Annotated in this window: 12 protein-coding genes; all 12 read left to right on the top strand. The window is 71.6% G+C overall.

All coding sequences use genetic code 11. The annotated features are described in order from the left end of the window. Positions 1-56 precede the first annotated feature (56 nt). The 12 genes from R3E98_10240 (at position 57) to R3E98_10185 (ending at position 12,786) form a co-directional block, all read left to right on the top strand. Positions 57-1,280 (top strand): ATPase, encoded by a 1,224-nt coding sequence (locus R3E98_10240; protein ID MEZ4423781.1) that lies wholly within the window; start codon positions 57-59, stop codon positions 1,278-1,280. Beyond that, positions 1,277-2,218, top strand: coding sequence for a hypothetical protein (locus tag R3E98_10235; protein ID MEZ4423780.1), 942 nt, complete (start codon positions 1,277-1,279; stop codon positions 2,216-2,218). Before R3E98_10240 ends, R3E98_10235 begins: the two co-directional genes overlap by 4 nt. Further along, entirely contained in the window at positions 2,215-3,372 is a 1,158-nt protein-coding gene (locus R3E98_10230; GenBank protein ID MEZ4423779.1) for an alpha/beta hydrolase-fold protein, read from the top strand. Before R3E98_10235 ends, R3E98_10230 begins: the two co-directional genes overlap by 4 nt. A 51-nt stretch (positions 3,373-3,423) precedes the next feature. Next, entirely contained in the window at positions 3,424-4,680 is a 1,257-nt protein-coding gene (locus tag R3E98_10225; GenBank protein MEZ4423778.1) for a hypothetical protein, read from the top strand. After that, on the top strand, positions 4,677-5,417 hold the full coding sequence (locus R3E98_10220) for an alpha/beta hydrolase-fold protein (protein ID MEZ4423777.1): 741 nt from the start codon (positions 4,677-4,679) through the stop codon (positions 5,415-5,417). The genes R3E98_10225 and R3E98_10220 overlap by 4 nt, the downstream gene beginning before the upstream one ends. Before the next feature lie 64 nt (positions 5,418-5,481). Continuing rightward, entirely contained in the window at positions 5,482-5,913 is a 432-nt protein-coding gene (locus tag R3E98_10215) for a hypothetical protein (protein ID MEZ4423776.1), read from the top strand. A 179-nt stretch (positions 5,914-6,092) separates the two neighbouring features. Beyond that, positions 6,093-6,956 carry a metallo-mystery pair system four-Cys motif protein gene (locus R3E98_10210; GenBank protein ID MEZ4423775.1) on the top strand — a complete coding sequence of 288 codons (864 nt, stop codon included), beginning with the start codon at positions 6,093-6,095 and terminating at the stop codon, positions 6,954-6,956. Then, positions 6,946-8,157: a di-heme enzyme gene (locus R3E98_10205; protein MEZ4423774.1), complete on the top strand. Its 1,212-nt coding sequence runs from the start codon at positions 6,946-6,948 to the stop codon at positions 8,155-8,157. The genes R3E98_10210 and R3E98_10205 overlap by 11 nt, the downstream gene beginning before the upstream one ends. Then, entirely contained in the window at positions 8,154-10,199 is a 2,046-nt protein-coding gene (locus tag R3E98_10200) for a TonB-dependent receptor (GenBank protein MEZ4423773.1), read from the top strand. The genes R3E98_10205 and R3E98_10200 overlap by 4 nt, the downstream gene beginning before the upstream one ends. 80 nt (positions 10,200-10,279) lie before the next feature. Further along, positions 10,280-10,669, top strand: coding sequence for a copper resistance protein CopC (locus R3E98_10195; protein ID MEZ4423772.1), 390 nt, complete (start codon positions 10,280-10,282; stop codon positions 10,667-10,669). Positions 10,670-10,687: 18 nt separating this feature from the next. Beyond that, positions 10,688-11,560 carry a CopD family protein gene (locus R3E98_10190; protein ID MEZ4423771.1) on the top strand — a complete coding sequence of 291 codons (873 nt, stop codon included), beginning with the start codon at positions 10,688-10,690 and terminating at the stop codon, positions 11,558-11,560. Between the two features lie 164 nt (positions 11,561-11,724). After that, positions 11,725-12,786: an iron dependent repressor, metal binding and dimerization domain protein gene (locus tag R3E98_10185; GenBank protein ID MEZ4423770.1), complete on the top strand. Its 1,062-nt coding sequence runs from the start codon at positions 11,725-11,727 to the stop codon at positions 12,784-12,786. Positions 12,787-12,790: the final 4 nt, after the last annotated feature.

Here is a 12,790-nt window from a genome sequence, read left to right as displayed (position 1 = left end):
CGATCCCGCGGGGCGACCTGCCCCGACCGGTGGGCGTCTGCTATACTGGCCTGCCTATGCATGTCGTCTTCATCGAGCCCTCCTTCCCGGCCAACCAGCGGGAGTTCGTGCGGGCCCTCCACTCCGTGGGGGTCCAGGTCACGGCGGTGGGGGAGAGCCCCAAGGACGCGCTCGACGCCGATCTCCGGCGCTGGCTGCTGCACTACGAGCAGGTGCCCTCGGTGGTCGACCAGGGCCGTCTCCTCCAGGCGGTGCGCTGGATCCACGACCGCAAGACCGTGGACCGGCTCGAGACCACGGTCGAAGCCCATGTGCTCGCCGCCGCCCAGGTGCGCGAGGCCCTGCGCATCCCCGGCACCACCGTGCGGACCGCCTGGCTCTGCCGGGACAAGCCGGCGATGAAGGACGTGCTGCGGGAGGGAGGGGTCCGGTGCGCCCGCTCGCTCGGGAGCGGCGATCCCGACCAGATCCGGGCCTTCGCGCGCGAGGTCGGCTACCCCCTCATCGTCAAGCCGCGTTCGGCCGCGGGCGCGTCCGGCACCCACCGGGCGGACGACGCCGACCAGCTCGAGCGGGTCCTGGCGGAGAGCGGGGTGGGGCAGGGGGCCGACGTGGCCGTCGAGGAGTTCATCGACGGGCACGAAGGCTTCTACGACACCATCACCATCGGGGGATCCGTCGCCCACGAGTTCGTGACCCACTATTACCCGAACGTGCTGGAGGCCATGCGCACGCGCTGGATCTCTCCGCAGTTCATCACCACCAACCGCCTCGAGACCGCGCCCGCCTACCAGGAGCTGCTGGAGATGGGGCGCCGCGTCATCGGTCTGATGGGCATCGATACGTCGGCCACGCACATGGAGTGGTTCGCGGGCTCGAAGGGCCTGGTGTTCTCGGAGATCGGGTGCCGCCCGCCCGGCGTGCGGGCCTGGGACCTGTACGCGGCGGCGAACGAGATCGACATCTACCGCGAGTGGGCCCTGGCGGTGGCCTGGGGGCGCACCGGCACGCGCGCCTCGCGCCGCTACGCCGCAGGCATCATCGCGCTCCGCCCCGAGCATGACGGCGTGATCGCGGGATACGAGGGCGTCGATGAGATCCAGCGTCGCTTCGGGGAGTGGGTGCTGGACGCGCACCTCCCGCCCGAGGGCACGCCCACCCAACCGGTCTCGGCCGGGTATATGGCGAACGCCTGGGTGCGGATGCGCCACCCCGACTACGACGAGCTGCGCCGCATGCTGGATACCGTGGGCGAGACCGTGAAAGTGCGGGCCCGATGAGACCGCGCGCGGCGCACGTGGTCCTGCTCGGCAGTCAGGAGACGCAGCCGACGGTCGGCCGCTGGTTGGACGCGCTCGGGGTGCGCGGCGACATCGCCACCATCACCGCGGGCTGGCAGGAGTGGGAAGGCGACGACGCGCGCCTCGGCGCCCGGCTGGGAGAGCGGGCCCGCGATCTTCGCCTCTACCAGCGCGCGCTGCGGGTGTGGGGTCGGGACCGGGAGCTGGCCGATGCGCACCGGCAGATGCAGTTCCGCATCCGGTTCCTGCGCCGCGCCTACAACGTGCGCCTGGCCCGGGTCATGGATGCCTGGGTGCAGATCCGCTCGCTCACCGGGGACGAAGGCGTGCTGTCGGCCGAGCGGGAGCACGCGCTCGGTCAGCTGCAGGAGCTGGACCGACACAACGCGCGTCGGGTCGCGGAGATCCGAGCCGAGTACGAGGAGCGCTACACGCCCGGCCACCGGGATGCCGTGCGCCGGGAGTGTGTCGACATCGCGCGGATCCTCGACGAGGTCGCAGCGGTCTTCCTCGATGGCGGCCACGTGCCCGTCCTCCTGAACCGGCTTCGCCTCTTCGGAATGGCCGACTCCCTGGCGCGCAAGCCGATCTTCGCGGCCTCCGGTGGGGCCATGGTCCTGTCGCGCGACCTGGTGCTCTTCCACGACTCACCTCCGCAGGGACCCGGCCACGCCGAGCTGTCCGAGGCCGGTCTGGGCCTGTTCCCGGGAGTCGTCGTCCTCCCGCACGGGACGCGTCGTCTGCGCCTCGACGACGTGGACCGCGTGCAGCGGATCGCGCGCCGGTTCGCGCCGTCGATCTGCGTGCTGTTGGACGAGGAGTCGCACGTGGAATGGGACGGCCGTTGGTGGCTCCCGAACGGTGCGCGCCGCCTCATGCCGGACGGAAGCGTGCAGCGTTGGGAGGAGCGCGAATGAGCCGTCTGGCACCGGTTCCCGGCCTGGCGATCAACGCGCTTCTCGACGCCGCGCGCCACGGAACGGCGGACGTGGACGGCTTCCTCGCCGGCCGTGACGTGCCCATCGTCGAAGACCGGTACTGCACGTTCCTGTACCGCGGCCCGGCGGAGGACGTGCGGCTCCGTCACTGGATCTTCGGACTGCCCACCGCGCAGCCCTTCCAGCGGATTCCCGGCACGGACCTCTGGTTCTACGTGCTGGAGCTGCCGCGCGGGTCCCGGGTCGAGTACAAGCTGGAAGTCACCGAGAACGGCCAGACCCAGCTCGTCCGGGACCCGTTGAACCCACGCCTCGCCCACGACCCCTTCGGGGCCAACTCCGTCTGCCAGGCCACCGGCTACGAGGTCCCGGAATGGACCCTCCCGGACCCGGGCGCGCCGGAGGGTGCGCTGGACGAGCGCATGTTCCGGAGCCAGGCGCTGGGGGGGGAGCGACGGGTGACGCTCTACTATCCCGCGCGCTACCGCCGGACCCGCCGCTATCCGCTGCTCGTGGTGCACGACGGGTCGGACTACGTGCGCTTCGCCGCCTTCAAGACCATCCTCGACAACCTGATCCACCGCCTGGAGATCCCGGGGGTGGTGGTGGCGCTCACCGATCCCGGGGACCGGATGGCGGAATACCGGTCCAATGAGGCCCACGCCCGCTTCGTGGCCGAGGAGCTGGTGCCCAGCCTGGAGCACGAGCTGCCGCTGCTGGGCACGCCGGAGGGCCGCGGACTGATGGGAGCCAGCCTGGGCGCGGTGGCGGCGTTGTCCACCGCGCACGCCTATCCCGGCATGTTCAGCCGCCTCCTGCTCCAGTCGGGCTCCTTCGCCTTCTCCGACATCGGTGAGCACGAGCGAGGGCCCGTCTTCGATCCGATCGCGGACTTCGTCAACCAGTTCCGGGCGGATCCGCAGGCCGTGGCCGAGCGGCTCTACGTCACGTGCGGCATCTACGAGTCCCTGATCTACGAGAATCGCTCCCTGGTCCCGGTGCTGCAGGGGACCGGCATGGACGTGCGGTACGTGGAAGCCCGGGACGGCCACAACTGGGAGAACTGGCGCGACCGGCTGCGGGAGGGTCTGTCGGTCCTCTTTCCCGGACCCCTGTGGCTCGTCTATGAATGAGCGGCCGGCACCGGCAGGTACCGCATCACGTCAGGGAAGGGGAACGTAGCCATGGGGGAGGTCGTCCGTCGCGTGGGGTTGTCCCTGGGAGCGGATATCTGCTGGCCCATCTGCTACCAGGAGATCATCAAGACCCTGGACCTGGCCATCCCCTACCGGGGGGACACCGTGCGCTTCGAGGTGGAGCGCATGACCATCGAGCCCTTCGATCTGCGGCAGCCGGCGGGCTACGACGTCGTGATCGACCGGCTCACGCACTGGTACCGGACCCGACGGGAGTGGATCAAGAAGGCCGTGCTGCTGGACGACGTATACGTGTTCAACAACCCGTGGACCGTCCAGTCCATGGAGAAGCTGACCACCTACTGCGCGATGATCCGGCTGGGCTTCCCCATCCCCCGCACGTGGTTGGTTCCGCCCAAGTCCTACGATCACGCGGATGACCTGCAGGTCACCCTGGAGCGGTACGCACGGTATTTCGACCTGGGGAGCATCGGTCGCGAGCTCGGCTATCCGCTCTTCATGAAGCCGTACGACGGCGGTGCCTGGCGCGGCGTCTCCAAGATCGACGATGAGCAGGCGTTGCGGGCCGCGTACGAGGAGAGCGGCACGCTGGTCATGAACCTGCAGGAGGCCGTCGAGCCCTTCGACCGGTTCGTGCGTTGCGTGGGCCTGGGGCCGCAGAGCCGTCTCATCCTGTACGATCCGACCGCGCCGCTCCACGACCGCTACACGAGTCGCAAGGAGTTCGCGACGGACGAGGAGGGCGCGCTCATCCGCGACATGACGCTGGTGATCAACGCCTTCTTCGGGTGGGACTTCAACTCCTGCGAGGTGTTGCGCAAGGACGGGAACTGGTCCCCGATCGACTTCGCCAACCCCTGCCCGGATTCGCAGGTCACGTCCCTGCACTACCACTTTCCGTGGCTGATCGCGGCCAACATCCGGTGGTCGCTGTTCGCCGCGGCCACGAGGCGGCGGATGAAGCCGCTGACCTGGGAGAAGTTCTCCGCCGTCATGGATCCGGACGCCACCTTCCGCGAGAACCTGGACCGGTATGTGGCCCTGGCCCATCAGCGCTTCGACACGGACCGCTTCGAGGAGTTCTGCGCCCGACACCTGCCCCACCTGGACGAGGTGACGCACACCTTCTTCGGGACGGAGGTGGCGCGCGGGGCCGTGCGGGCCAAGGTGGCGGCGCTCTTCCCCGAGCACGAAGTGGATTCCTTCACGGAGCTGTTCTGGTCGCGCATCCAGCAGTGGCGTCAGGACCAGGCGGAGGCACCGGACAGCGGAGCGCGCGCATGAAGCTGAACGCGGAATGGGTGTCCGATCGCCTGCAGCAGAAGGTCTCGGTGGCCCGCTGGGGAGCGGTGGGCACGCCGGTGCTGCTCTTCCCGACCGCGGGCGGCGATGCCGAGGAGATCGAGCGGTTCCGGATCATCGACACGTTGGCGGATCACCTGGCGGCAGGGCGGATCAAGATCTACTCCTGCGACAGCGTGGCGGGCCGGATGATGCTGGGACAGGAGGGTTCGCCCCAACACCAGATGTGGGCGCTGGACCGCTTCCAGGAGTTCGTGCGCTGGGAGCTCGTGCCCGCCATCCGGCAGGACTGCCGCGACCCCGATATCGAGATCGTCACGGCGGGCGCCTCCATCGGCGCCTTCAACGCGCTGGCCGTCACCTGCCGCTATCCGGAGGTGTTCCGCGCCGCGCTGTGCATGAGCGGCACGTACGATCTCAAGCGCTTCTTCGAGGCGGCCCCCACCGAGCACTTCTACTACGCCTCGCCGCTGGAGTACCTGCCGGCGCTGGAGGGACCCACCCTGGACGCCCTCCGGACACGGTTCGTCCTCCTGGCGGCCGGGGAGGGAAAAGCCGAGAACATCGGCGAATCCTGGCGGGTGGCGGACCTGTTGGGCCGCAAGGGCGTCCCCAACCGCGTGGACTCGTGGGGGTCGGACTGGGACCACGACTGGCCCACCTGGCGTCGGATGCTGCGCCACTACCTCGACGAGCTGGTGCCGGCGCCCGTCTCCTGACTGCCGCCCGCACCCCCGACCGACCGGGTTGCCACGGCGCGGCGGCCCGTGGTAGCGTTCCAGCGTGATGGACCGGACGCTGCGACGCCTGACCGCGTGGGTGATGCTGGGCCTCCTGGCCCAGTTCGGCCCCCTGGGCCCCAGCCTGTTCCCGGAGTGCCTCGGGCATTCCGGGCCGGCCGGCCTCATGGCGCAGGACGGCTCCGGGCCCGACGGGCACGGTGCACACGGTGCACACGGCGCCCCGTCGGACACCTCGCCCGGCGCGCTACACCAGGGCCACGGGTCCGCGTCCGGGCCGTCGGAGCCCGCGGACGATGCCTGCTGCTCGGGCCTGTGCTGCTGCGACTTCGCCACCGGTCTGCCGGCGCAGGCGACGTTCCAGCCGGCCGCGGTGGAGGTGGCCTTCTCCTCGAGCGTGCCGGGCCCCCGGCACGCGCAGGTCTCCCGGCTCGATCACCTCGGGCTCCCGTTCGCCACGGCTCCTCCCGCCTGATTCCGGGCACGCTCCAGTCCTGACGCCGCTCCGGTCGCACGTCCCGTGCGCCCGGGGCCATCGCGCACGCCGCCTCCTGCGGGAGCGGCGCATCGGGCGTGCACCGGCTCTCTGTCCGGCTGTCCCTCGTCACCAACGGTGGTGGCGCGGCCCATCCGCTTCAGGTGGAATGAGACCCGATGACGAACCGACGTATCCTGCGCCGCGCCTCCGCCGCGCTCCTGGTGCCGTTCGCGGCCTTCGCGGCCTGTGACGACGAACCCTCCGCGCCCTCCGGGCCCATCGATGTGACCTTGCAGTTCGGCGCCGAGGTGAACGGGCAGCCGTTCACCTGTGGCGCGAGCTTCGCCAACGTCGGTGCCTCGGGCACGACGATCACCCCCACGGATTTCCGGCTCTACATCTCCGGCGTGTCCCTGATCGATTCCAACGGGGCCGAGGTCGCGCTGAGCCTGGAGCAGGACGGGCTGTGGCAGCGGGAGAACCTGGCGCTCCTGGACTTCGAGAACGGCTCGGGCCCGTGCGTCAACGGCACGGCCGCCACCAACACCACCATCCGCGGCGAGGTGCCCGCGGGCACGTACACCGGCGTGCGCTTCACGCTGGGCGTGCCCTTCTCCATGAACCACGTGGATCAGACCACGGCGCAGGCGCCGCTGGATCTGACGGCGTTGTTCTGGTCGTGGAACGGCGGCTACAAGTTCGCGCGGATGGACCACACGTCGGCGGCGCAGCCGGACGGGTGGTTCGTGCACCTGGGGAGCACCGGGTGCACGCCCACGGGCTCGCCGGTGACGCCGGCCACCTCCTGTGCCAACGAGCACCGGATGACGGTCACGTTCAACGGCTTCGACTGGACCACGGACGAGATCGTGGCGGACCTGGGCGCCATCCTGTCGGACAGTGATCTGACGGCCAACACCGCCGCGAAGGGCTGCATGTCCTTCCCGAACGACCCCGAGTGCCACGAGGTCATGCCGGCCCTGGGCTTCGCCTACGAGGGGACGGCGGCGCAGACGCAGCGTCTGTTCCGTGTCCGTTAGCATCCCATCCGCGACGAAGGGGTGGAGGGTCGCGGCGCTGGCCGCGGCCCTCGGCTCCGCCGCGTTCGGGGCCTGCGGCGGCGACGAGACCCTCGGGCCGCTCTTCACGGATCCGGGGGTGGGCGGGAGCTTCGAATGGGGATTGCCCGCCGGGTTCCCGGCGCCGCGCGTGCCCGCGGACAACCCCATGACCGCCGAGAAGGTGGAGCTCGGACGGCATCTGTTCTACGACACGCGTCTATCCGGCAACCAGACGCAGAGTTGCGCGTCGTGCCACGACCAGGCGCTGGCCTTCTCCGATCCCCGACCGGTCGCGGTCGGCTCCACCGGTCAGAGCCACCCGCGCAACTCGATGTCCCTGGCCAACGTGGGCTACCAGCCCGTGCTGACGTGGGCCAATCCGTTGCTCGAGGATCTGGCCCAGCAGGCGCTGATCCCGATGTTCGGGGAGGACCCGGTGGAGCTGGGCATGAGCGGCCGCGAGGCGGAGCTGCTCGACCGACTGCGGGCGGACACGCTCTACCAGCGGCTGTTCCCGGTCGCGTTCTCCGCGGAGGCGGATCCCTGGAGCCTCGCGAGCATCACGCGCGCCCTGGCCGCGTTCCAGCGCACGCTCATCTCCGGCAACGCCCCGGTGGATCGGGCGCGCCGGGGCGAGCCGGGTGCGCTCTCCGCCGAGGCGCAGTTGGGGCAGGCGCTGTTCTTCAGCGAGCGGCTGGAATGCTTCCACTGCCACGGAGGGCTGTTCTTCACCGGCACGTCCGACTTCGAAGGGAAGAGCTCGCCGGAGATCGAGTTCCACAACACCGGCCTCTACAACCTGGATGGCAACGGCGCGTACCCGGAGCCCAACACCGGCCTGTACACGTTCACCGGTCGGCTGGAGGACATGGGCCGCTTCAAGGCGCCTTCGCTGCGCAACATCGAGCTGACGGCGCCCTACATGCACGACGGTAGCATCGCCACGCTGGACGAGGTGATCGACCACTACGCGGCGGGCGGGCGCACCATCGCGGCCGGTCCCTGGGCGGGGGTGGGGAGCGCAAACCCCCACAAGAGCGGCTTCGTCAACGGCTTCACGCTCACGGACCAGGAGCGCGCGGGCCTGAAGGCCTACCTGCGGGCCCTCACCGACCCCGACTTCGTATCGGACCCCCGCTTCTCCGATCCGTGGGTGGCACGCGGGGGAGTGGGCCGATGAGGCGCGCCCTGCCGTTCGTCCTGACGGCCGCGCTGGCGAGCCCGGCCGCGGGGTCCGCGCAGGAGCCCGACAGCGCCCGGGCGGATACGACCGTGTACCTGATGGAGCCTTTGCAGGTGACGGTCGAGCGCGAGCGCTCGGCGCCGCCGCCCGTGGCCGCCACCCTCGTGGCGCCGGAGCTGCTGCGCAGCAGCCAGGCCCGGAATCCCTATCAGATGCTGCGGCAGATCACGGGCGTGGACGTGCACGACCAGGGACAGGGTCCCGGCTTCGCGTCCAACATCGTGCTGCGCGGCTTCACGTCCGACCACTCCTCCGACGTCCTCCTGGTCATCGACGGCGTGCCCATCAACTTGCCTGCGCACGGTCACGTGGAGGGCTTCGCCGATTGGAACCTGCTCCTGCCGGAGTCGGTGAGCTCCATGCGGCTCATCCACGGAGGAGCGAGCCCCCTGTACGGTGACTTCGCGTTGGCCGGCGTGGTGGAGGTCTTCACGCGCGCCGACGCGGACGGGGTCGAGGCGGCGCTGGGCACGACCAGCTTCGGGGACGCGGAAGGCTCGCTGATCCTCGGCCGGCGCGGGGACGACGGTGGCGTCCTCGTCGGCGCCGGCCTCCAGCGCGAGGAAGGCTGGCGCAGCAACGCCGACTATCGCCTGGGCAACGGGATCGTGCGGGGTTGGCGGCGGCTCGGTCCCGGCCGGCTGGAGGGGGGTCTATCGCTCTACGGCACGTCGTGGAGCTCCCCCGGCTTCGTATCGGTGCCGGCCTTCAACGCCGAGGACGTGCGCGGGGCGGTCGACCCGACGGACGGCGGTCGTTCCCGGCGCGCCATCGTCCACGGCCGGTACTCGCGGCCGCTGGGCGGCACGCGGGTGCTGCAGGCCACCGCCTGGGCACAGGCCTCCGACTACGAGCTCTTCCTGCACATCCCCGGACACACGAACGCCGGGGGCGTGGGGGCGTTGCTGCAGTCCGGCGAGTTCGACGAGCGCCTCGGCGGGGGCGGTCAGGTGGAGGTGGGGTGGACCGGCACCGGCGGCGATCTCGTCCTCGGGGTCTCGGGACGCGCGGACGCCGTCTCCTACCAGCACGCCGCGACGGTGGAGCGCGTGACGACGCTCACGGAGCTGGACCTGGACGCCACGTACCGGACCGCCGCGGCCTATGCCCGTTGGCGCGTCCTGTTGAGCGAGCGCGTGGGGCTCGACCTCGGCGCCCGCGTGGATCACCTCGCCCACAGCAGCCTGCCACGGCTCGATCCGGATCCCGTGTGGGAGCGTTCCGCCCGCACGGTGTTCAGCCCGAAGATGGGCGTGCGGGTCGCATGGCGGCCCGGCCTCACGCTCAAGGCCGGCAGCAGCCGCGGCTTCCGCAGCCCCGTGGGCATCATCGGCGACCCGGACCGCAAGCCCTACCTGGCGTGGTCGCACGAGGTGGGAGCCGAATACCGGAGCCCCCGCGTGGACGCAGATCTCTCGGTGTTCCGGGTGGACGTCTCCAACGAACGACTCCAGGACCCCGTGACGCTGCAGATCACGGAGACCGGCGGGAGCACGCGGCAGGGGATCGAAGGCCGGGTGGGCATTCGGCCCTGGGAGGCTGCGCTGCTCCAGGTCGGTGCCACCTGGAACCACGCGCGCTTGCACGGCACGTACGTGGATCCGCACGAGGATCACCCGCACGGGGTCTTCGATCAGGGTGGGGCCACCATCGCGACCGCAGGGGACGACCGCGTGCCGGGCGTATCGCGCTACCTGGTGGCGACGCGCGCCGAGCTGCCGATCGTGGAGGGGCTTCCGCTCCAGGTGACCTGGAGGGTGGTCGGACCGCACACCCCGGTGGGCGAAGCGGGCGTGGAGACGAAGCCCTACTCCGTGCTGGACGTGGGCACGTCGTGGGAGTGGCGACCGGGCGTGGTGCTGGACGTCGAGGTCGCGAACGTGGCGGACGTGCGCTACGTGGAGCTGCGCTCGTCGGGGTTCGTGACGCCGGGCACACCCCGCAGCCTGCGGGCCCAGGTGCGCATGCAGTCACGTTGAGGCAGGACCGCAGGTCGGGACCCGGTGCGGTGGTCGCCGCGCCGGTGTAGGACAGCTACGCCTTGAACAGGAGGACGACGATGAAGCTCGGACGATGGAGTACGGGAATCGCGGTGGCGGTGACGCTCCTGGGGAGCCTGGGCGCGGCGCGCGCCGCGGACGTGCGGCATCTGGCCCTGGTGAAGTCGGCGCCCGCGGCGGACGAGCGGGTCCAGGCCGTGGCGGAGGTGCGCCTGTGGTTCAACCAGGTGCCGCAGGACAAGGCGACGTCCATCCGCGTGCTGGACGCGGCGGGGGCGGCGGTGGCGCTCGGCGACGTGGCGCCCGACGCCTCGGACGCCAAGGTGCAGGTGGCCAAGGTCCCGGCGTCGCTGGCGGCGGGCACCTATACGGTGGCGTGGCGCACCATGTCACCCGACGGCCACGTGGTGCGCGACCAGTTCGACTTCACGGTCGCGCCGGCGCGCTGAGCGTCAGGAGCGCGCGGGATGGGCACGGCGGCCGGCCGCGCGCTCGTCTTCTTCGGGATCCTCCTGACGGTCGGGGCCGTCTTCGGACGGCTCCGGCTGATCCCGGGTGAGGCCCCCTCGGCGTCCCCCGCGGGGCGCGCCGCCGCGCGCCTGGGCCTCTTCGGCAGCGCCGCCGTGGGGGTGGGGCTGGCCGTCCTCTTCGCGGCGCAGCTGAGCGCCTTCCGCGATCCCTTCGCGCCGCTCGGGGCCGAGGCGGCCCTGCTGCTCTCCACGGCCTGGGGGCGGACCTGGTCGGGGGGCGGGCTCGCCGCGCTCCTGGCCGCCGCGGGCTTCGCGGTCGCGGCGGCGGGGCGCGGGGTGGGGTGGGGGACCGCCACGCTGGCCACGCTCGGGCTCTGTTTCCTCCCCGGTCTGACCGGCCACGCGGTGGCCACCGAAGGCGCCCGGACCCTGGCCGTGCTGGCCGACGCGCTGCACGTCGGGGCGGCGGGCGTGTGGATGGGCGGGCTGGCCGCCGTGCTGGCCCTCGACGCCCCGAAGGCTCCCGGATCGGATGGCGCGCTCGCCCACCGGGTCCGGGTCTTCTCTCCGTGGGCCCGCGGCGCCGTGGCCCTCCTGGTCGCCACCGGCCTCTACGCCTCCTGGCTCCATGTGCCTGGGCTCTGGGCCCTGACCGGTTCGGCGTATGGCGTGCGCCTCCTCCTCAAGCTCGCTCTGGTGGCGGGGGTCGCCGCGCTCGGGTGGTGGAACTGGACGCGAGCGACCCACCGCCTCGCGGCCGGGGGGATGGCCGCGGTCGATGCCCGGCGCGTCATGTTCGTCGAGCTCACGCTGGGACTGGGCGTGGTGGTGGCCTTCACCGCGGTGCTGGTGCAGACCGCGCCGCCCTGAGTCGGCGGTGGGTCCCGCGGGAACCTCCGCTCCAACCCCGGGGTACGTCGTTTTAGCTTAGCCTAAACATTGCGTTCCCAGCCGCCCGCGGGTGCCGCGCCACCCCGCTGCGCATCGTGCGTCCCCGTTCCGCGGCTGGGGCGCGGAAGGACATACGACCTGGCATGCAGGACCCGATCCCCCAGCTTCCCACCCCCGAGCACGCGCTGCTCTGGTTCTTCGCCGTCGCCCTCCTGGTCGCATTGCTGCTGTGGCCGGGGAGGGGGGTCGTGGCGCGCGTCCGTCGCTCGCTGCGCTCCAGCGAGCGGGTTCGCATGGAGGACGCCCTCAAGCAGCTGCTGTCCGCGGAACGACGCGGCGTCGCCTCGTCCGCCGACACGCTGGCGGGCGCCCTCGGGATCACGCGCCTCCTCGCGTCCTCGACGCTCCAACGGCTCTCGGAGGGCGGACTGGTGAGCCTGGATCCCGCGGGGCCGAGCCTCACCGAGGCGGGACGCGAGTACGCGCTGCGCATCCTGCGCACGCACCGGCTCTGGGAGCGCTACCTGGCGGACCGGACCGGTGTGCGTCCGGAGGACTGGCACACGGTTGCGGAGGAAGCGGAGCATACGCTGACGGGCGGCGAGGTGGACGCGCTGTCCGCCCGCTTGGGGCACCCGCTGTACGACCCGCACGGGGATCCGATCCCCCGACCGGACGGGTCGCTGCCTCCGTACCGGGCCACGACGCTCAACAGCGTCGAGCCCGGCAGCGCCGTGGCGGTGACCCACGTGGAGGACGAGCCGCCGGAGGTCTTCCGGCAGCTCACCGAGCTGGGTCTGGTGCCCGGGGCCCGGATGGAGGTGCAGGAGCGCGGCACCCACGGCGTTCGCGTGGTCGGGGAGTTCGGCGAGCGCGTGATCCCGCGCTCGGTCGCCGGCCATGTGACGGTCCGCCCGCTGGTGGAGGGGGAGGGCATCCCCCGCTCGCGCCGCTCGCTCGCCGACGTGCCGCGCGGCGAGGTGGCGCGGGTGGCCGGGATCTCCCCCGCCTGCCAGGGGCCCCAACGGCGCCGACTGCTCGACCTGGGCGTGGTGGCCGGCACGCTCGTGGTGCCGGAGCTCGTCAGCAGCGGAGGCGATCCGGTCGCCTACCGGATCCGCGGGGCCCTGATCGCGCTCCGCCGGGATCAGGCGCGCTGGGTGGAGGTGGAGCCCGCCGCGACCCCGTCCGTCCGGAGCGCGTGACGCC

It is taken from the genome of Gemmatimonadota bacterium (genome assembly GCA_041390125.1).
In the GTDB taxonomy this organism is placed as follows: Bacteria; Gemmatimonadota; Gemmatimonadetes; order Longimicrobiales; family Gaopeijiaceae; genus JAGQIF01.
This window is presented reverse-complemented; position numbering and strand designations above follow the sequence as displayed.

What these genes read in the sequence shown, in the direction of transcription:
- R3E98_10190 (MEZ4423771.1), top strand. Translation starts at nt 10,688, where the DNA reads ATGGGCACGGCGGCCGGCCGCGCGCTCGTCTTCTTCGGGATCCTCCTG.
- R3E98_10185 (MEZ4423770.1), top strand. Translation starts at nt 11,725, where the DNA reads ATGCAGGACCCGATCCCCCAGCTTCCCACCCCCGAGCACGCGCTGCTC.
- R3E98_10225 (MEZ4423778.1), top strand. Translation starts at nt 3,424, where the DNA reads ATGGGGGAGGTCGTCCGTCGCGTGGGGTTGTCCCTGGGAGCGGATATC.
- R3E98_10200 (MEZ4423773.1), top strand. Translation starts at nt 8,154, where the DNA reads ATGAGGCGCGCCCTGCCGTTCGTCCTGACGGCCGCGCTGGCGAGCCCG.
- R3E98_10230 (MEZ4423779.1), top strand. Translation starts at nt 2,215, where the DNA reads ATGAGCCGTCTGGCACCGGTTCCCGGCCTGGCGATCAACGCGCTTCTC.
- R3E98_10220 (MEZ4423777.1), top strand. Translation starts at nt 4,677, where the DNA reads ATGAAGCTGAACGCGGAATGGGTGTCCGATCGCCTGCAGCAGAAGGTC.
- R3E98_10235 (MEZ4423780.1), top strand. Translation starts at nt 1,277, where the DNA reads ATGAGACCGCGCGCGGCGCACGTGGTCCTGCTCGGCAGTCAGGAGACG.
- R3E98_10210 (MEZ4423775.1), top strand. Translation starts at nt 6,093, where the DNA reads ATGACGAACCGACGTATCCTGCGCCGCGCCTCCGCCGCGCTCCTGGTG.
- R3E98_10195 (MEZ4423772.1), top strand. Translation starts at nt 10,280, where the DNA reads ATGAAGCTCGGACGATGGAGTACGGGAATCGCGGTGGCGGTGACGCTC.
- R3E98_10240 (MEZ4423781.1), top strand. Translation starts at nt 57, where the DNA reads ATGCATGTCGTCTTCATCGAGCCCTCCTTCCCGGCCAACCAGCGGGAG.